The organism is Paenibacillus sp. FSL E2-0190 (assembly GCF_037992965.1).
GTDB lineage: Bacteria > Bacillota > Bacilli > Paenibacillales > Paenibacillaceae > Paenibacillus_AQ > Paenibacillus_AQ odorifer.
Window position 1 is genome coordinate 6959214 of record NZ_CP150306.1, and the last position, 19031, is coordinate 6978244.

Annotated in this window: 18 protein-coding genes; 2 read left to right on the forward strand and 16 right to left on the reverse strand. The window is 45.6% G+C overall.

What is annotated here, in order from left to right:
- Positions 1–480: 480 nt before the first annotated feature.
- The 3 genes from NST25_RS30575 to NST25_RS30585 all read right to left on the reverse strand — a co-directional run bounded on the left by NST25_RS30575 (position 481) and on the right by NST25_RS30585 (position 2509).
- Complete coding sequence (locus tag NST25_RS30575) at positions 481–1335, reverse strand: AraC family transcriptional regulator (RefSeq protein WP_340393146.1); 855 nt, start codon at positions 1333–1335, stop codon at positions 481–483.
- A 90-nt stretch (positions 1336–1425) separates the two neighbouring features.
- Positions 1426–1905, reverse strand: coding sequence for a 23S rRNA (pseudouridine(1915)-N(3))-methyltransferase RlmH (gene rlmH, locus NST25_RS30580; protein WP_036677839.1), 480 nt, complete (start codon positions 1903–1905; stop codon positions 1426–1428).
- A 268-nt stretch (positions 1906–2173) separates the two neighbouring features.
- Positions 2174–2509: a helix-turn-helix transcriptional regulator gene (locus tag NST25_RS30585; protein WP_339189029.1), complete on the reverse strand. Its 336-nt coding sequence runs from the start codon at positions 2507–2509 to the stop codon at positions 2174–2176.
- A 142-nt stretch (positions 2510–2651) separates the two neighbouring features.
- On the opposite strand from NST25_RS30585, the gene NST25_RS30590 reads away from it, so the two are divergent.
- A complete protein-coding gene (locus NST25_RS30590) occupies positions 2652–4064 on the forward strand; it encodes an MFS transporter (protein ID WP_038573941.1) in 1413 nt (470 codons plus the stop codon).
- A 98-nt stretch (positions 4065–4162) separates the two neighbouring features.
- Here the strand turns inward: NST25_RS30590 and NST25_RS30595 are convergent, their stop codons facing one another.
- The 8 genes from NST25_RS30595 to NST25_RS30630 all read right to left on the reverse strand — a co-directional run bounded on the left by NST25_RS30595 (position 4163) and on the right by NST25_RS30630 (position 12892).
- On the reverse strand, positions 4163–4330 hold the full coding sequence (locus NST25_RS30595) for a CxxH/CxxC protein (protein ID WP_063829780.1): 168 nt from the start codon (positions 4328–4330) through the stop codon (positions 4163–4165).
- A 231-nt stretch (positions 4331–4561) separates the two neighbouring features.
- On the reverse strand, positions 4562–6313 hold the full coding sequence (gene cydC, locus NST25_RS30600) for a thiol reductant ABC exporter subunit CydC (RefSeq protein ID WP_076181725.1): 1752 nt from the start codon (positions 6311–6313) through the stop codon (positions 4562–4564).
- Entirely contained in the window at positions 6310–8076 is a 1767-nt protein-coding gene (gene cydD, locus NST25_RS30605) for a thiol reductant ABC exporter subunit CydD (RefSeq protein WP_076181722.1), read from the reverse strand. Before cydD ends, cydC begins: the two co-directional genes overlap by 4 nt.
- Complete coding sequence (gene cydB / locus NST25_RS30610; RefSeq protein WP_076124301.1) at positions 8076–9092, reverse strand: cytochrome d ubiquinol oxidase subunit II; 1017 nt, start codon at positions 9090–9092, stop codon at positions 8076–8078. Before cydB ends, cydD begins: the two co-directional genes overlap by 1 nt.
- A complete protein-coding gene (locus tag NST25_RS30615) occupies positions 9079–10482 on the reverse strand; it encodes a cytochrome ubiquinol oxidase subunit I (RefSeq protein WP_076181720.1) in 1404 nt (467 codons plus the stop codon). Before NST25_RS30615 ends, cydB begins: the two co-directional genes overlap by 14 nt.
- A gap of 222 nt (positions 10483–10704) precedes the next feature.
- Positions 10705–10932, reverse strand: coding sequence for a cold-shock protein (locus tag NST25_RS30620; RefSeq protein ID WP_036677829.1), 228 nt, complete (start codon positions 10930–10932; stop codon positions 10705–10707).
- Positions 10933–11024: 92 nt separating this feature from the next.
- Entirely contained in the window at positions 11025–11225 is a 201-nt protein-coding gene (locus tag NST25_RS30625; RefSeq protein WP_019914582.1) for a cold-shock protein, read from the reverse strand.
- 419 nt (positions 11226–11644) lie between these two features.
- Positions 11645–12892 carry a trypsin-like peptidase domain-containing protein gene (locus tag NST25_RS30630; protein WP_076124305.1) on the reverse strand — a complete coding sequence of 416 codons (1248 nt, stop codon included), beginning with the start codon at positions 12890–12892 and terminating at the stop codon, positions 11645–11647.
- 388 nt (positions 12893–13280) lie between these two features.
- Between NST25_RS30630 and NST25_RS30635 the strand changes: the two genes are divergently transcribed.
- Entirely contained in the window at positions 13281–13487 is a 207-nt protein-coding gene (locus NST25_RS30635; RefSeq protein ID WP_036677826.1) for a hypothetical protein, read from the forward strand.
- Here the strand turns inward: NST25_RS30635 and NST25_RS30640 are convergent.
- The 5 genes from NST25_RS30640 to yycF are packed head-to-tail and all read right to left on the reverse strand — an operon-like array spanning position 13456 to position 18905.
- Positions 13456–14262: an MBL fold metallo-hydrolase gene (locus tag NST25_RS30640; protein WP_036677825.1), complete on the reverse strand. Its 807-nt coding sequence runs from the start codon at positions 14260–14262 to the stop codon at positions 13456–13458. The genes NST25_RS30635 and NST25_RS30640 overlap by 32 nt on opposite strands.
- Before the next feature lie 14 nt (positions 14263–14276).
- Positions 14277–15017, reverse strand: coding sequence for a two-component system regulatory protein YycI (yycI, locus tag NST25_RS30645; protein ID WP_036677823.1), 741 nt, complete (start codon positions 15015–15017; stop codon positions 14277–14279).
- Between the two features lie 38 nt (positions 15018–15055).
- Entirely contained in the window at positions 15056–16348 is a 1293-nt protein-coding gene (gene yycH, locus NST25_RS30650; protein WP_076124306.1) for a two-component system activity regulator YycH, read from the reverse strand.
- Positions 16345–18174, reverse strand: a complete 1830-nt coding sequence (walK, locus tag NST25_RS30655) for a cell wall metabolism sensor histidine kinase WalK (protein ID WP_340393152.1) — start codon at positions 18172–18174, stop codon at positions 16345–16347. The genes yycH and walK overlap by 4 nt, the downstream gene beginning before the upstream one ends.
- Complete coding sequence (gene yycF, locus NST25_RS30660; protein WP_076124308.1) at positions 18174–18905, reverse strand: response regulator YycF; 732 nt, start codon at positions 18903–18905, stop codon at positions 18174–18176. Before yycF ends, walK begins: the two co-directional genes overlap by 1 nt.
- Between the last annotated feature and the right edge of the window lie 126 nt (positions 18906–19031).

The following is a 19031-nucleotide window of genomic DNA, read 5'->3' on the forward strand; positions in this document are numbered from 1 at the left end:
CATTAGCGTCACGAAGCATACCTACAATATCCTGAATATCGCTCTCAGCTGAGGTAACCATAAACTCTTCACTCCTCATGTATAGAGAATTATTTGGCTCCTGGAGCCAAAATTGAGCAGGAATTATGGGTGCCTAGCATTGCCAAGTAGCAAACATTTAATTTTACATAAGTATGAGCGAGCATCTGGCGCATTGATTAGCAGCCTTAAAAGAGCCTCCACTAAAATCGAAGTGGAGGCTCTTTTTACATTTTTGTTATTTCAATTGTATTGGCTTTCAACCGTTATGCCGTGCAGTTCAAGTCATTTAAACTAATATTGAGTTCTGTTCTCCGCTTTACCACTACTTATGATACGGTTCACCGCGCTGTCTGTAACGGCAAGTTATAGGGCCATCCTTTGTGGGGATGACCCTTTATTAATCTAGATTTGTTCAGTTGTCATCTTCGTTAACGCCTACATTTCGCTCGCATAAGAGCGTTATTTTTTCTTCACCGGTATCCAGATTTCTCCTGAAACATTCCCATGCCGTGCCATTCCATAATACATTTCGAAACTAGGGCCCTCAACCTGTTCGTATTCAGATGTCGGAAACCACTCAGAATAGATTCGTTGCCATAGTTTTTGCATATCACATTGCGGCTCCGGGAAAATCGCCCACGTTAATGTTGGGACAGAAAGTTTTGTAAATCTCTCCGGAATTTCAAGACCCTTAGGTAAATGATAACAGACCATGTATTTGAAAGATTCTTTAGTGTGATCGTAAAGGGCGGCGTGTAACATGGTGTCACCAAAACGTCCCAGTAAGTCGTTCATAAGATCAACGCTGCCATCATCATCACATTTTATACGGAATTGAGGAACTTCAGAGAACGCTGTTTTCTGGTCTGCATTTATAAATCCATATACTCCAAACATCTCAAAAGAACCTCTTTGCTCAATACGGTAATTCATTTCGACATCCCCTTTTATTGAAATATGAAAGGACATTCGAGGATAGGCTTTTAGAGAAACGCCTGTATCGCGCGCAGATGTCGGCATAATACCATGAAGATTCTTAAAGGCCCGTGCAAACGCCTCCGGCGAATCATATCCATTTTTCATAGCTACATCAATAACCTTTGAGTCTGTTGTCTGCAGTTCGAATGCCGCCAATGTCAACCGTCGACGTCGAATGTACTCCGATAACGATACGCCAGTAATAAATGGAAACATTCTTTGAAAATGATAGGTAGAGCAACAGGCTCTCTGTGCTATTTCATCAAATGAAATAGTGTCCGCTAGATTTGTTTCGATATATTCCATGGCACTATTCATCCTGTCCAACCAATCCATCGTATTCCCTCCCTTCAAGGCAATTTTATCGGAAATAAAAAATGAATACCTTGCAATTTCTGCACGAAAAAGTCAGCAAAAAACTTGCCCTTATTTATGATACGGTTCCCCCCGATTGATCTTCACCGCGCGATACACCTGCTCCACCAGCACCAGGCGCATGAGCTGATGAGGCAGCGTCATGCGCCCGAAGCTCATGCGCTGCTGCGCGCGGCGCATGACCTCGTCGGAGAGCCCGTGGCTCCCTCCGATGACGAACACGACATGGCTCGTCCCGTAGGTGCCGAGCCGGTCAATTTCTGCGGCAAGCTCTTCCGAGCTCCACAGCTTGCCGTCGATCGCGAGCGCAATGACATGCGCCTCGCTCTTAATCTGCGCGAGGATGCGTTCGCCCTCGCGTCCCTTCACCTGCACGACCTCTGCTTCGCTTAGAGAATCGGGTGCTTTTTCATCTGCCACCTCAATGACCTGAAACTTCAGGTATGGTGTCAGCCGTTTTGCATACTCCGCGATGCCATCGATCAAGTACTTTTCCTTCAACTTTCCTACGCCAATAATTTGAATAAGCATAAGTGCCTCCTGTCATAATCCTCTATAGAAATAGCAAAAGGACGCGCACTGGGCGTCCCTTGTAGTTTTAGTAAGTACCTTCTGTTCTATCACATATTTGGTGGAAAAGAAACGACAATTAAAACGGCCTACCTTGCGCAGTCCCTAAATGTCCTATTTTTCATGCAATCCCTGGATCTGATCCCACGTATTCCTAGATTGCCTGAATCTAGAATTTCATGTATTCCCCGTCCTCAGCAGGTTCAATCTACTTCTACTTACTCTCCCCCTACTCCTCCATCACAAAATCCGGTTTCTCCCCAGCTTCATAAGCACTCAATATAGAGTCCAGCAAGCCTGGGAAACGTGCATTAAGATCCTCAGTCCGCAGGGACAACATGCGCTGTGTCCCTTGAACTCGTGTAAAAACAACCCCTGACTCGCGCAAAGTACGGGCATGGTGAGACATGGTGGATTTTGCGATCGGGACGTTGAAGCAGTTGCAAGCCTGTTCTCCATTTAAGTGAATATCCGATACGATATGTAAGCGAATCGGATCGCTGAGTGCATACAATACGGAGGCAAGCTGAATGTCCTTGCGGTCCGGATGAAATAGTATTTTCACGGATGATTATCCCCTTTTGTCGTACGATGAATGCGAAAAAAATATTGGTGTTCCTAATTGCATTTTATATCAACGCATGCTATATTTCAATTGTTCGTAAGTAATCGAACTATTAAACAATAATAAAAGGAGTGCTTCGCACATGACTTCTGTAAATAACCTCTCCGCGAATGCGGATCATGAAGCCTCCGTTCCGGAAGCGCCTCTTCCACGAGAAGGCCTGCTGACCCTGCTGTTCAGTGTCGCTGTGGTTCTCGTCATCATGAATACGGCTATGTTCAATCTGGCGCTGCCTGATGTGACCGAAGCCTTTGGGATTACGGCTGCGTCCGCTTCTTGGATTGTCACCGGGTATTCCATTATGTTCTCGATTGCCTCAATCACGTACAGCCGGCTTTCTGATTTTCTGCCGATTCGCCGTCTGTTGGTTATAGGCTTGTTGACGCTGGGCCTCGCGGCTGTTGCCGGCTTTTTCAGCACCAACTTTATCTTCCTGCTTATCGTTCGCATTCTCCAGGCCTCGGGCGCGGGCGCGGTAATGTCCTTATCTCTTGTCCTGTTTACCCGCTATATCCCGCAAGCCCGCCGCGGCAAAGCAATGGCGACAATTATGTCAGCCGTCTCGCTGGGTCTAGGGCTTGGGCCGGTCGCGGGCGGAGCCATCGTCGAATATCTCGGTTGGATTTGGTTATTCTCTGTAACGGCAGCTATTCTGCTTCTAGTGCCGCTGTTCCTTATTCTGCTGCCCAAAGAAGTACCCACCCGTGGCTCCTTTGATGTGCTTGGCGGGCTGTTCTTGGGCGTCGGCACGACCGGGCTGCTGCTGTTCCTGACCAGCGGGCTGTGGATTGCCTTGATCGCCGGAATTGTCGCAATTGCTTTATTTGTTGGCCGTATCCGCAGCACACCTGATCCATTCGTGATGCCGGAGCTTTTCCGTAACCGCTCATATCTCGTGTTGGCTCTGATCGGAGTTGCCTCCTACCTGTGCAGCTTTGCCACGTTATTCCTGCTGCCGCAGATTTTGACTCACCGTTTCGGCTTCAGCGCAAGCCATGCCGGGCTTGTGATCTTTCCGGGTTCGCTGCTCGCCATCTTTGTCTCCCGCTCCGTGGGACGAATCATTGACCGTTATGGCAATGCGGGGATTTTACGTTTTGCACCATTGCTCGTATTGACCGCTACCATCCTATTCGCTTTCTTTGCTGGGCGGTCATGGATTGCCGTCATGTTCATCTATATGATTATGAGTCTGGCCTTCACGACACTGTCCAGTAGTGTATCCAATGAAATCTCTCGGATTCTGCCTTCTTCGCAAATCGGCTCTGGGATGGGCCTGTTCCAGCTGCTGCAATTCTTTAGCGGCGCCTTCAGCGTAGCTATGGCCGCAAGCGCTCTGGAATGGCAGCGCGGACTGCCGCTTTCTGCAGCCTACTCCAATATCTACTGGGGACTCTCTATTGCAGCATTGATCGCCATCATCTCAGCTATTCTCTACCGCCGAGGCAACCGAAGCAGCTCGCTGACCGACATAGTAGATGCAGCAGATGCATAAGACCTAATCGGCTAACACATATATTATTTCATGCAAAAAAACACCCTGCGGCCCATTTCCGGGACTGCAAGGTGTTTTTAATAAATTTTAACAGTCCTTTAGACCACTAAATATTCCGCATTCTTCTCACATTCCGCACATTTGGCCGGCGGGTCCCAGTCCGAGAACTCGGTCTCCTTCAAGTCCACAATATCAGGTGCATCCTCATACTCGTCCACAAATTTGTCGATGGCTAACTCTACATGTTCTTTACATACTACATACATTCAACCAAGCATCCCTTTCTGTGCCGCTGCGGCCTAATACTCCTTCTATTGTTCTACCATACTTCCCACGAAAATGGAACTCCTATCTATCCATTCCAGCAATCTGTTCATCCATTGTCTATATTCTTGCCCTACCGAAAAAAAAGATTCCTCCCACCCCAAACGGGCAAAAGGAATCTCTTCACTAATATCTCTCTAATTTCTATAAATGTTATCTGCAAACTCTCCATCCTACCCTAGAAACTCCACTGGACGATCCAGCTCATACAATCTGCGGTAACGAGGTTCTTTTTCCATCAGCTCTGCATGGGTTCCACGCATTTCTACCGAGCCATTTTCCATAAAAATCACTTCATCCATCTGCTCCGCACCAACCAAATGATGCGTTACCCAGATCAGAGATTTACCGTCCATAGCTTCAAACATCGTCTGCAAAAGATCACGCTCCGTGCTTGGGTCCAACCCTACGGTCGGTTCGTCAAGAATGACGACAGGTGTATTTTGCAGCAAAATACGAGCTAACGCTATCCGCTGACGCTCTCCACCGGAGAAACGTTGCCCCGCTTCACGGACAAAGGTACTGTATCCATCTGGTAACGAGGAGATCAGCGTATCCATTTTGGCTAATGCGCCAGCTTCTTTAATCGCTTGTTCGGAAGCCTTCGGATCACCCATACGAATATTGTTCGCTACCGTAGTATCAAATAAGTGTGGGCTTTGATTTAGCACCGCTATAATAGACGGAATGTTATCGCCATAGGCAGCAGCCGCCATTCCATTAATCATAGCCGAACCTGCAGAAGGTTGGATAACCCCTTGAATAGCCTTTAACAACGTCGATTTCCCTGCCCCGCTACGGCCGATGATGGCAATTTTTTTGCCTTGTGGGATGTCGAGGCTGAGATCACGAACCGACCAATTATCCTCTGATCCATAGCGGTAACCCACATTTTCGAGCTTGATATGAGCACTTTTTATGGCCTGAGGTAGAACATCGACTACAAATGCCTGTTCGGAAACTATGTTCTGCTCTTCTCCGACCACTCCAGACAACCGCTCCAGCGAGTTACGGTACTGCGGGATTTTCTCCACCGCTTCGGATACTGGCAAAAAAGCATCTGCTACAGGAAAAACAACCAAGACAAACGCCGCAATCAACGTACCTGCAATAGCACCATCCGCATACTCCCCGGCGGCCCAATATAACATCGAAAGTACACCAACCCCAACAACTGCTTGCCCGATGAACGCACGTAGACGCGCCCAGCTGCGCAGCGCTGCATCAGTTTTGGCCACTTTTTTCTCATCTGCTTCGTAGGTCTCTACGAACTGGCTTTGCCGTCCACTAATGACCCAATCGCCCATACCGAGAACGGCGTCCGTCAGCTTTTGATAGAGGCGATTACGCTCTACCTTCACTTCACGTTGACGTTTCTGGGTGAACAACAAAGATATAAGCGGCAATACCACGACCAACACCAAAATATACAAAGCCATTAATAACGCAAAACCGATATCAAAGGTGCCCAACGCAATCACCGCAACCCCGTAGATCAATAAAGCAATAACACTTGGAAATACGGTTCTCAGATATACATTTTGCAAATATTCGATGTCATCAGCTAACATCCCGAGAATATCCCCAGTACGGAAACGCGACGACAGGAACAAGGCCTGTGGCTCCAAAATATTGTACAGGCGCACACGCATTTTAGAAAGAATCCGTAAAATGGTGTCATGCCCAATCAGCCGTTCTACGTAGTGAATGACTGCCCGGCTTGTTCCGAACGTACGTACACCAACAATCGGCACGTAGATCATCAGGATATTTTCGACCGGTGTAGACGCTTTTGAGATCAGAAATCCTGAAGTATACATCAATGAAGAGGCAGTAAAAATCGTCAACGCCCCAAGCACAATAATTAACACAAAACGCCAAAAATACGACGATACATAGGGAGCAAACCATCCTTCACGTTTCAATGGATTCCCTCCAATTGCGACCCAATCAACTCATAATACGCACCCTTGCGGGCAAGTAACTCCTGATGGGTACCGATTTCTGCCACTTGGCCTTGCTTCATTACTACAATAATGTCCATATCGAGCATCCAGTGCAGGCGATGGGTAGCCAGAAAGACCAGCTTTCCTTCAAAAAGGGGCACCATCGTCTCCTTCAGCTCATATTCCGTTTCAATATCCAGATGCGCCGTTGGCTCGTCTAGAAGCATAATCGGACGGCTGCTAAGCAGTGCCCGGGCTAATGCCACCCGTTGCTCCTGGCCACCGCTGAACGAACGGCCGCCGCCACCAATCATCTCATCTAAGCCATGCGGAAGAGTATCCACCAAACCCGATAAACCAGTAGCTTTCACTGCCGCGGCAACAGCTTCCATAGAAGCCTCAGGGTAATAAAAACGTATATTATCCGCTAACGTGCCGCTAAAAATATACGGACGCTGCGGGATATACGAGGTCTGTTTTCGCCAAGCCTCATCCGTTAATGCACTAACCGTAGTACCGTTAACCGTGATACTTCCTGAAGTAGGGTGTAAGAAGCCCCCTAATATATCCACTAAAGTAGATTTACCGGCCCCGCTCTCTCCGATAATCCCAATTTTGCTAGCTCCTTTAAATTGCAGGTTCAGCGCTTCCAGCGAAGAAAGCCCTGCTTCCTCATACTTCACGCTAACGTCATTTAATGTGAGCACGCTATCCTCATGCCAAGTGAATATTTGTTCCGATGTTTTCGCTGCAGAACCGACAGATAGATCACCGTTAGGGACGATTACTTCAGCCTTCACCTCATCTTGATCTATAATGCTCTTCATTGCTTCAGCAGCTTCTTTCCCATCCAAAGTAGCATGGAAATCTGAACCTACCAATCTGACAGGCAGGAAATATTCCGGAGCCAAGATTAGAATCGTTAAGCCCGTAACCAATGTCATTTGTTCATTTACAAGCCGCAAACCAAGACTTACCGCTACAGAAGCTACAGACAGCATAGTGAAGAAATCCAGGGCGAACGATGACAAAAAGGCCACTCGCAGCGTACGCATGGTCGCCGAGCGATAACGATCGCTGACAGTAGCAATGCTGTCGCTATGACTACGACTGCGTCCTAGAAATTTTAATGTTTCTAGCCCACGTAATGAGTCTACAAAATGATTAGATAATGTGCGATACGATTTCAATTGCCGATCCATTTGCTTACGGGCCGTCATCCCAATCAAAATCATAAAAACAATAATAATCGGCATAGTTACCGTAAGAATAATCCCGCTCGTAGTGTCCATCGTAAAGACGTAAATAAGCACCAAGATCGGTGTAACAGACATCCCTACCATTCTAGGAATGATCGCTTCCAGATACGTGCGGAATTTAGTTACCCCTTCCAGCACCAGTGTAACAAGATCCCCGGTTCCACGCCCGCCCACCATTCTAGGGCCAAGCTGGAAGAGCTTGTCCATCATTTCCCTCCGCATAGTGCTGCCCGTTGCTTCCGCGAAGCGGTAAGAGACACGGCTCATCAGCATAGCACAAGCATGGCGCACAAGAAATGCAAGAAGGAACAATAGCGCAGTGCCCCATTGTTCCTTCAGAGGTTCTCCCGCAAATAGCGCAGAGATGACTTCTGCCAGCGATTTAGCCAGCAGAAGTATGGACAAGCTTTGCGCCAGGGTAAGGAAGCCTACAATCAGAAAGACTGGCTTAACTCCTTTATACCCAAGCAAGTTTTTATCCATTAGTATTCAAGATGCTCCTTCTCGTGAACCCGTTTATGAAAAACAAAGTAACTCCAAATTTGATATCCCAATACGAACGGAAGGATAGTCAGTGCCACAATCGTCATTACCTTCAAAGAGTAATGGCCGGAAGCCGCATTAGTGATCGTCAAATTAAAAGCTTGATCAATTGAACTAATCATAACACGCGGGAACAATCCTACAAAGATAGAAGTTACCGAAAGCGCCATTACCGCTCCTGTCATTCCAAAAGCGTAGCCATCCTTCTTCTTCGTCATGAAGTAACCGGACAGTACAAAGGCGATAACTCCCAGGGCTACAATAATCATAAGAATCGTTCCACGTTGCTCGAAAATATCCGTCATATTATAAGTCATAATCACAAAAGCAGTAAATAAAGCTGCGAGCGGGATTAGCAATTTTTGAGCCAACTTGCGAGCGCGAGCCTGTAGATCCCCCACTGTACGCAGTGTTGTGAACATGAGACCATGCACCAGGCACAGAAGGACAACAGTAAGCCCTGCTACTACAGTGTACACATTCACGATATCTGTGAACCCTGCATACATTTGCATCTCCCCATCAATAGGCAATCCTTTGATAAAGCTTGCAAATACTACTGCCAAGAGGAATGGTGGAAGGAAGCTGCCGATAAAGATACAAGCATCCCAAGTTCTTTTCCAAGCCAATGAATCACGTTTACCTCTGAATTCAAAAGCGACACCACGCGCTATCAAAGCTAATAAGGCAAATACAAAAGGAATATAGAATCCACTAAACAGCGTTGCATACCACTCCGGGAAAGCCGCAAACATTGCACCCGCAGCTGTGATAAGCCATACCTCATTCCCATCCCAGAAGGGTCCGATCGAGTTAATCAGAACACGGCGCTCTGTATCATTTTTAGCGAGAATTTGTGTTTCCATCCCTACGCCGAAATCGAAACCCTCTAGGAAGAAGAACCCTATAAACAGAACTGCAATCAGCACAAACCACAATTCATTAAGAGATATCATGGGAACCCTCCTCGTTATATGGATCATTCGAATCGCCGTGATCGTTATCCATTGCATAAGGACCTTTTTTAATCACTTTAATAAACAATCCGACCAACACTAATCCTAGAATTAAATAAATCGTTGTAAAAGAAATCACGGAGAACAGAACTTGACCACTTGTAATATTAGGCGACACACTGTCTTCCGTTGTCATCAGTCCGAATACCGTCCATGGCTGACGCCCGAATTCGGTCATAACCCAACCGGCTGTATTCGCAATCGGAGGAAGCAACAAGCCCCATAACATAAACCGCATAAACCAAGTGTTCGGACGGTCCATTTTTTTGCGCCACATTAAGTACATAGCGTACATTCCCAATACAATCATTAACGTTCCTGCTAGAACCATGATCCGGAAACTCCAGAATGTCGTACGTACAGGTGGAATATAGTCACCGGGGCCATAGGTTTGCTCATACTCCGCTTGCAGCTCAAGCATACCTTTAACTTCACCGGAAAATTTACTGTATGAAAGGAAACTCAGCATATAAGGAATTTGAAATTCTCCACTACTAATTTGATTTTTTGGATCAATGTTTGCCCATACGGTCCAAGGTGCTGGGTCACCACTCTTACCCCACAGTCCTTCGGAAGCTGCCATTTTCATTGGTTGAGTTTCAACCAAATATTGCGCTTGGGCGTGACCAGCAACAGCTACACCAATAGAAGAAATAATCCCTACGATGGCTGCAATCTGAAAAGACTTCTTAAAGAAAGAAACCTCTTGTTTCTTCAATATTTTATAAGCACTAATACCAGTTACAAGAAAAGCACCTGTTGCATAAGCAGCCAGTACGGTGTGTGGGAATTCAACCAGCAATTGTCCGTTCGTAATAAGCGCGAAGAAATCATTCATTTCTGCACGTCCATTATTTATCTCAAAACCCACAGGATGCTGCATAAAAGAGTTAGCCGCTAGAATCCAGAATGCAGATAACATCGTACCGAACGCTACCAGCCAGATGGACAGTAAATGTACTCGCTTGGACACCTTATCCCAGCCGAATATCCATATCCCAATAAAAGTAGACTCCAGGAAAAAGGCTGCCAATGCCTCAACTGCAAGTGGAGCCCCGAATACATCACCCACAAAACGTGAATAATCGGACCAGTTCATCCCGAACTGAAATTCCTGCAAGATTCCTGTAACTACCCCTACTGCAAAATTGATGAGGAATAGCTTTCCCCAGAACTGCGCCATTTTTTTGTACTCTTCATTACCTTTTCTAACGTACATTGTCTCCATGATTGCAATCAAGAGCGCTAGTCCGATTGATACCGGTACAAAGAAATAGTGGAATATTGTCGTCGACGCAAATTGTATACGCGACAGCATTACTGTATCCATATTTGTCCCTTCCTTCTCCCCTTTTCGTTAATTATATTCTGTCAAAAATTTAAACTTCTTTTTGTGATAAATGTCACATAAAGATAGTCATTTAACGGTGAAATTCAAATGATTTGTGACAAAGATCACAATTTAGCATAAAGAAAGCAAAAAAAATAAGACGGTTTACCCGTCTTGAGTGGTTCGTCGTTCTATTAAATGCTTGACTCATTTAGGTATTGGTTAGATGGAAATACCCTTCTTCAGCGATTTGAGATCGCCATTCGAATTAAGCAATTGGGGTAGCATCTTCGTGCTGCGAACCATTGGAGAGTCACATAGACGGCAAGAAGGCGCATGTTCAAATGCGAAATTATCCCTCATCCATCCGTTGCATCCCTCATTGGTACATGCCCAAATTGCGGTATTTTCTTCCGGTATTTCTTCCAAAGGTTTCTTCCGGTAGTTCATTGCCGTTCCTCCCATCCTGTAAGTCAATAGTGAGTAACTAGATATAAAAAGACCGTCCCAACTTTCACAAGCTGGGACGGTTTCTTCTATTATTACAGTTTTACAACGTTTTCGGCTTGTGGTCCACGGTTGCCTTGAACAACGTTGAATTCAACGCGTTGGCCTTCGTCCAAAGTTTTGAAGCCGTCGCCAGTGATTGCGCTGAAGTGAACGAATACGTCGCTTCCGCCTTCAACTTCGATAAATCCGAATCCTTTTTCTGCGTTGAACCATTTAACTGTACCTGTTTGCATGTGTGTTACCTCCACAAATTTAAATTAATATGTTCTTTTTATCTTCAAACAAAGAAAAAATTCACACATTGAAAAAGGTTGTATTACCAAATATGACAGCCCTTTTCAATGCGAGAATTAGGGACTAAATGTATGATTGATATCATATTACCACACCTGATTAGCAAAGGCAAGCAAGCATCCGAATATATCCGGTTTTGCCCTAATAAGTATTACCTTCCAATGTAAGGGCTGCCACTTAGTGTTTATTCCCTAAATAGATCCTTTTTCTGGCATAATTATCATGGTTTTAGAAAAATAGCTTTTCCAAAAACGTTACTTTTATCCGTTTTTTCAAGAAGGTACCCCCTCGGAATCGAAGGGGTAGTCCGCTCTACTTGTCGTAACTGCTATATCATTATATACCGACTTCCAGCATATTATTCCTGTGGTTTTTCAAGAAGTTTAACTGTTGCCTGTTTGGCCTCGCCGTTTCGATAATAAGTAATTTTCAGATCATCACCGATCTTCGTATGATTATATAAGTACTTGCGAAGAGAAAGGGTAGATATGATTGATTGATCATTAAATTTGGTAATGACATCATTGAATTGCAGTCCAGCTTCCTTCGCAGGGCCAACGGCTTCTAGAACAACTACTCCATCCTTAACACTGTTCGGCAGGTTCAATTCATTGCGTTGATCTTCTGCTAGTGGAACGTACGGATTGTTCAAATCAACTGAATATACACCCAAGTACGAACGGGCAATATGTCCTTTTTCAGCCAGCTCATTAGCGATATCTATCACATGATTCGCAGGAATTGCAAAACCCAGACCCTCTACACCCGTATCTGAAATCTTCATTGTGTTAATTCCAATGACCTTGCCATCCAGATCCACTAATGCGCCGCCACTGTTTCCTTCATTAATCGCCGCATCGGTCTGTATCACTTCTTGTTCCCAGTCATATACTCCATCCTGATTAAGGGATACGGGAACCATCCGTTCAGTATAGCTAACAATCCCCGAGGTCAATGTATCACCAAGTCCTAGCGGATTACCGATAGCAATGACCGTTTCACCTAGACGAAGCTTAGAGGAATCACCGAGCTGCGCGATGGTATCGATTCCTTTGGCATCAATAGAGAGTACCGCAATGTCGCTTACTTTATCCGTTCCAACGAGTGTTGCCTTACGAGTCTCTCCGTTCACTGTAACTACTTCGAGATTACCGGAGTCTTCAATGACATGATTATTGGTAATGATAAATGCTTTATTCCCTGTCTTTTTATAGATCACTCCTGAGCCTAGTGCAGACTCATCCAGAATGTTTAATTCTTCATTATCTTCTTTATGATTGATAATACTTACTACTGCAGGGCGAACCGTGGCAGCAGCTTGAATAATCCGGTCAAATGGATCACTACTGCTTGGGGCAACATTTCCAGTTGCTACAACCGGCTTCTGAGCAGTCTCATGACTCATCTGGCCTGTAAACATACTGAATAACAAAACTGCCACCACAGCGCTGACTAAGGAGCAAACGGCGGATATTTGCCAGGTAGATAAACCCTTACGCGATCTGCGTACAGAATGTCTACGATTAGCAAACGATCCCTTTGATGCTTCATCCCCTCTGGACCGCGAAACTTTAGTTGAATAGAAATCATCATCAAACAATCCCACCGAAAATCTCCCCCTTCTATTGCCAAGCGTTCACTGTTGGTAAGACCTGAACCTATAGCAACCACGTCCGAACCAAACCTCTGTAACCATTAGACTCCAAATATCACTAAAAAGTTTCACTTTATCCATTAACCCCACAAGAGTTTCGATCAATCGTTAGATTATGATAATCTTTTAATATATCTTCTCTATTAGGAATATTTTGCAACTTAAAAGACTACAATAAAATAGAAGTGTCCCTAAAATTTTAGCATTGCTCATCACGCTTTTAATTGTATCACAGGCAACCTGCAATTCGGGATTTTCCTCAGCTAAAACACCTGCGAATTTTTTACAGTTTTCAGTTCTAATTACACTATATATTCACACTATTAAAGGAGGATTAATTATGAGTTCTTTTTCAACAAGTATGGATTTAGTCGAGTTTATCGGTAAGCTTGGTGACTTAAAGGATGAACACTACCACATGACCCTTGCCTTTAGCGCAATGATCGAATTGATGATTGAAAAAGGTCTAATCTCCCGCCAAGAATTAGATCGCAAGACCGCTGAACTTGATCAGCTTATGACTGGCTCAGCTTATCCCATGGCGTAGGTTGATCATAATACGTATCACACAGTCTGAACTCACTATCTTTGAAAAAACAGCCCCGATCCTCCATTGCGCCGCGTACTGACATTTTTGCCAAATCCATCATATTGTGATCCCGGCTTAAATGCGCCAAATAGGTCCGTTTGGTCCGCCCTGTAAGAATTTCGCTAAGCGCAGCTCCAGCTGCCTCATTGGAAAGGTGACCCATGTCGCCTAGGATGCGCCGTTTCGTATTCCACGGATAACGTCCCATTCTCAGCAATTCGATATCATGATTCGCCTCCAGCACCAATACATCTGCATCTGAAATTGCATCTCTTACCTTATCACTAACATAGCCCAGGTCTGTAGCTACACATAACTTCTCTTTTCCATCATAAAAATTGTAACCCACTGGCTCCGCTGCATCATGAGAAATCGCAAAGGATTCTACTCGCATACTGCCGAAATCCTTGTGCTGGCCAGACTCCATGATCATACGGTTATACTCCGGTATTTTACCAATTCCCTTCTCGATAGCTCCCCAGGTATTGGTGTTCGCATAAATCGGAAGATCGTATTTACGGGCCATGGCCCCGAGTCCCTTGATATGATCGGAATGTTCGTGTGTAACTAGAATCCCGTCTATATCATTACCCGTTAGTTCACGCATGGCCAACAGCTCATCGATCCGCTTGGCACTAAAACCTGCGTCAATCATAAGTGTTGTCTCCCCGTTTCGTACCACCGTTACATTGCCGGTAGAACCACTGGACAGTACTGTAAATGAAATCCCCATTTTCCTTACTCCTTCTACTCTGTTGTCTTAGGACTGATGATGTCCGCACTAATAGCATCCACATAATAGGCATTGCCGTTCTCCAGCATAAACCGCCACATCGGCGAAGCTACCTGACTTTCCGAGTTGAACAGCTCACCGTAATATCCCAGCTCAATCTCCTTCACTACGGAATCTGCCGGGAAATACTTCTCTATCAAACTACTAAGTGCTTGCGATGCTGGAAGCACCTTCTGTTCTTTATCGCTGCTGCTTGTCCCTATTTCAATCTTCGGCCAGCGGTAAGCTACGATTTTTTGATCACTGTTAATCAACTCTAGCCTAACACGGAACAACGACCACTGATTTTGAACCAGCGGATGAAGAACGAACTTCCCAACCTCACTTTCCTGTGAATCAAAGCGATAATTGGAAATGTCAGGAATCTTATCCTCAAGCGCCTTGCTAAGCTCTGAGAAGGAAGAATAGATCAGCTTGCTGTCTATAGGTACATCTAATTTAATTGGTGGTTCAGTCTGCTCTTCAGCAGAATAACGATAAGTAATGTTAGGAAGCTGCGGGGTAGAAGCCGGAATGGGACACAATACACGAATCCCTTTCTGCTCCATTACGGCTTGGGTCTCAGCAGACAGGGAAGTAAAATCAAGATTAGCACTAACCTGATCGCGTAAATCGACCCACAGCTGGTAACATAGCAGCAGATTCAGACCTAAAAAGGCGCAAATCAGTACATTTTTAGCTCTTCCCCAATCCATACCCGAACCTCCTAAATGTTATATGAACCACTTGCCCATTAATTCAAAGTAAGCACGCTGCCATCACTAAGTGTAACTTTCCAGACAGGTATCAGCTCCAGATGATCTTCCTTCACCTCAGGCACATAGGCAGGCGTTAAATCCTTCACTGCCGAAGTTTTACTGACCAGAGACAACCTATACTCCAGATCCGCACCTCCAGATAGCTCCACTACCTTTTTTACGGCCTTACTTTCATCTATATAGATTAGAGAACGTTCATAAGAGGATACTGTTCCCTGCTGCAGTTCCAGATTTATTACACCATACTGTAATGATGAATGGCTCATTATCGGATAGGAGCCGTACGGATAGGAGCCATAATATTGTTGAAAAGAGACCTTTCTCTCCTGTCTCCCTTCCTCTGTAGCCTCCAAACGGTAAGTCCCATTCCATCCGCCATGCTGGTTCACAAATTCTACAGCTTCCAAAGCATCCTTGGCAGGGGTACTTTCTCCAGCTGGAAGAGCCGCAGGGTCGCTATAGCTCATCCAGTTCTTACCCTGGTCCACCTGAAGGCTTCGTTTGCTGTCCGTATAAATCTCCGAGCCGTTTTTCTCCCGGATATATCTAGTGCTTCCAACATCGAAGAAAAGATTACTCTGCATTTGCTCTATGGTGTACATCCCGGAAGGCATGTCTACCTGAACCAGAGAAATCTTACTGTCCGGCACATAATAATCCCCGCTTACGGTCTTGTAAGGCGTCCAATTCTTACCGAAATCGACATGCTGCTGCACATCCTGAACCGTTAAATCCGCTTTTGCCGCTTCGTATATGATGTCGCCTCTCGTACTGAAGAAAATAGCATGGGCCTTGGAATCGTTCTTAATGTTATAGATCCAAATGCGATCGATGCTTTCTCCTTCAAAAAGGGAATCTGGCGATAACTGCATCACCCGCTGCAATAACGTTACCGGAATGCCCGCTCCGAACGAAAGCTCAATCCCAGGATTCTCATTGCGGATCTTATCCCAATCATAATCCTGTACCGAGTGCCGCTGAAAGCTTTCGAAGCCACGACCTTTTAAGCGATTCATGATCAAGCTATAGAACGTAGAGTCCGGATAAAAAAGCGTATGCTTGCCTTCCCCCATATGGATGATCATTTTGTCAGGGTATAACAGGTTCTCTACCTTCTCTTCCGGACCCATATTATCTGTCTTCACATACAGGTTCTCAGAAAGCACCGCAGAATCAGCACCAGGCAAGCGGTAGATCAAATAATAGCTTTCAACCAGGCTTCCGAGCACGAGCAAGGCTAGAATGCATGATTTGATTCGTTCCTTCACGCCTCACTCCCCCTTTGCTCGTTCAAAGGCAGGGTAAAGGTTACCTTTGAACCTTCATTTAGCTCGGATTGCAGGGAAATGGAGCCTCCATGTGCCTTCACAATTTCCCGGGCAATGGAAAGGCCAAGTCCAGTGCCTCCCATGTTCCGCGAACGTGCCTTATCCACGCGATAAAATCGTTCGAAGATCCGCTCGATATCTTTTTTCGGAATCCCTATCCCCGAATCACGTACAGAAATGGAGAGCATTCCATCCTCATTCTTCAACGCTTCCAATTCAATTGTACCGCCTTCTGGCGTATATTTTAGCGCATTGGAGACCAAATTCCCCAAGACCTGGTCGATTTGATCACGATCAAGCCACGCCGTAGTAACATCTTTGCGGACCCTTGTACTGATATCGATACGCTTTTGCCGAATTTGAAAAGAAAAACGATCCGCAACATCCTCCAGCATCTCGGTAATATCTGTCTGCTGAATTCGAAGAAGAGCTTCCTTGGAATCCAGACGGGAAAGATGCAGTAAATCCGTAACCAGACGAATCATCCGTTCCGTTTCGTTGCGAATCACCCCAACAAACCGAACCGCCAGCTGCGGATCTTCAAGTGCTCCATCATCCAGTGCTTCAACATAGCTTTTAATAGTGGTAAGTGGTGTTCTTAGCTCATGCGAAACGTTCGCCACGAACTCCCGGCGTGATTCCTCCAGATTCTCCTGTTCGGTGACATCCTGCAACACAGCAATTGTGCCGGCAATGCCACCCTCTCGACGATGAATCGGAGTAAACGTCACTCTTACGATATTAGAATCTTCTCCACCCATATGGGTCAGATGAAGCATTGCAGATTGGGCATTACCTTTAGCCAGAGATCCGCTTTGTTCGTAATCTAAGCCCAACAGTTTATCTAGAGGAGCACCTTCCGGCAACGGACCTTCATTTCCGAGCATCAATGCTGCCCGCCGATTCATCAGAATCACTACTCCGTTCTCATCTGTAGCCACAACACCATCACTCATGTTCGTCAGAATAGAGGTAAGCTTCTCCTTCTCTTCTTCATTCTGCGAGAGTGCCTCACGCAATCTACCGGTCATATAATTGAACGCCTGACTGAGTTGTCCAATTTCATCATTGCCCAATACGGGCATTTTACGATTGAATCGGCCTTCAGCGACCGCCGTAGCATGCCTCGTCATTTCCTTAATAGGCTGCGTGATAGTGTGCGCCAGAATGACGCATAAAACAACCGTTAACGCTAGAGCTAACAGCAAACCTGAGATAAATACACTATTGATCCGGCCCATCGTGGCGTACAGATCCTTCATGTCAGCAGCAATATAGATTGCGCCCACTACCTTGTCACCTGAGAGCACAGGCTTAGCCACAACCTTTTTCCGCGCATTATCATCCGCAATAATATATTCCTCGTTATCACTGATGCCCTGCAAGGCCCGATTCACAACTGTCTGGGTGTTACGCTGCCCGACATAGTCATTCTGCGAGGGAACGGAAGTGGTGATGATTTTGCCGCTGGCATCCAGTACCTGAATTTCAGCCCCGTTAATGTACAGATTATTGACCATCCCGCGCAGACTTTCCACAGCCGTTTCCTCATCAGCCGTTCCAGCCTCACTACCAAATTTATCAGCAGTCAGGATAGACAACATCTCAGCACGTGCTTTAAGGTCCTTGGTGAAATTATCTGTTAACGAGTTCTTCATCGAGCTCACAAAATAAACCCCGATCAACTGCATAGCTATCAGAATCAGCAACACGTAAATAATAATAAGTTTTGCCTGAATTGTCCGGATAAAGGACCGCCACTTCATCACAGTCCTCCATTTTTAGGGCTATGCATCAAATAGCCAAGTCCACGCCGAGTATAAATATATTCGGGCTTGCTGGGGTTCTCCTCAATTTTCTCTCTTAGACGACGGATCGTCACATCAACGGTCCGCACATCACCGAAATACTCAAATCCCCACACTGCCTGCAGCAAATGCTCCCGAGTCATCACCTTACCGGCATGTTTGATCATATAGTAGAGCAGCTCATATTCACGATGGGTCAAGTCAAGCGGCTCCCCGCCCTTATAGACCATATACATATCTGTATCTATAAACAGATCAAAATGATAAATGCCCTGCTTATTCTCTGCTGGTTCACTCGCCATCCCCTGTGGTGACGGTTTATGCTGTCTCCGCATCTGGGCTTTAACTCTGGCCAGCAATTCACGTGTACTAAAAGGTTTGGTCACATAGTCATCAGCACCAAGCTCCAGGCCAAGTACCTTATCAATCTCTCCGTCCTTGGCTGTAAGCATAATGATAGGAATGTCCAAGTGCGCAGAACGCACCTCGCGGCAGACGTCCATGCCATCTTTGCCGGGCAGCATAAGATCAAGCAGCATAAGATCGGGCCTTTTGGACAATGCCAGCTCCACTGCGCTGTTACCATCAAAAGCACAAATAACCTCGTAGCCTTCTTTTTCTAAATTAAATTTCAATATATCAGCAATAGGCTGTTCATCATCTACTACCAGAATCGTTCCCATCTGCATGTCCCAGCTTCACCTTCCTATCCTTACTTAATGATCATTCCTTTATTTTAACATACCTGTCTAACCGTCACATCCTACGAAATAAGCAATCCCCCTGCCCAGCAAAAAGAAACGGCTTTGCCGTCA

Coding starts and splice junctions, on each gene's coding strand:
- cydD (WP_076181722.1), bottom strand. CDS start 8,076: ATGGATAAAAACTTGCTTGGGTATAAAGGAGTTAAGCCAGTCTTTCTG.
- NST25_RS30640 (WP_036677825.1), bottom strand. CDS start 14,262: ATGGGGATTTCATTTACAGTACTGTCCAGTGGTTCTACCGGCAATGTA.
- NST25_RS30620 (WP_036677829.1), bottom strand. CDS start 10,932: ATGAACTACCGGAAGAAACCTTTGGAAGAAATACCGGAAGAAAATACC.
- yycF (WP_076124308.1), bottom strand. CDS start 18,905: ATGCAGATGGGAACGATTCTGGTAGTAGATGATGAACAGCCTATTGCT.
- NST25_RS30590 (WP_038573941.1), top strand. CDS start 2,652: ATGACTTCTGTAAATAACCTCTCCGCGAATGCGGATCATGAAGCCTCC.
- yycI (WP_036677823.1), bottom strand. CDS start 15,017: ATGGATTGGGGAAGAGCTAAAAATGTACTGATTTGCGCCTTTTTAGGT.
- walK (WP_340393152.1), bottom strand. CDS start 18,174: ATGAAGTGGCGGTCCTTTATCCGGACAATTCAGGCAAAACTTATTATT.
- NST25_RS30595 (WP_063829780.1), bottom strand. CDS start 4,330: ATGTATGTAGTATGTAAAGAACATGTAGAGTTAGCCATCGACAAATTT.
- cydB (WP_076124301.1), bottom strand. CDS start 9,092: ATGATATCTCTTAATGAATTGTGGTTTGTGCTGATTGCAGTTCTGTTT.
- NST25_RS30575 (WP_340393146.1), bottom strand. CDS start 1,335: ATGGATTGGTTGGACAGGATGAATAGTGCCATGGAATATATCGAAACA.
- NST25_RS30625 (WP_019914582.1), bottom strand. CDS start 11,225: ATGCAAACAGGTACAGTTAAATGGTTCAACGCAGAAAAAGGATTCGGA.
- NST25_RS30635 (WP_036677826.1), top strand. CDS start 13,281: ATGAGTTCTTTTTCAACAAGTATGGATTTAGTCGAGTTTATCGGTAAG.
- rlmH (WP_036677839.1), bottom strand. CDS start 1,905: ATGCTTATTCAAATTATTGGCGTAGGAAAGTTGAAGGAAAAGTACTTG.
- NST25_RS30615 (WP_076181720.1), bottom strand. CDS start 10,482: ATGGATACAGTAATGCTGTCGCGTATACAATTTGCGTCGACGACAATA.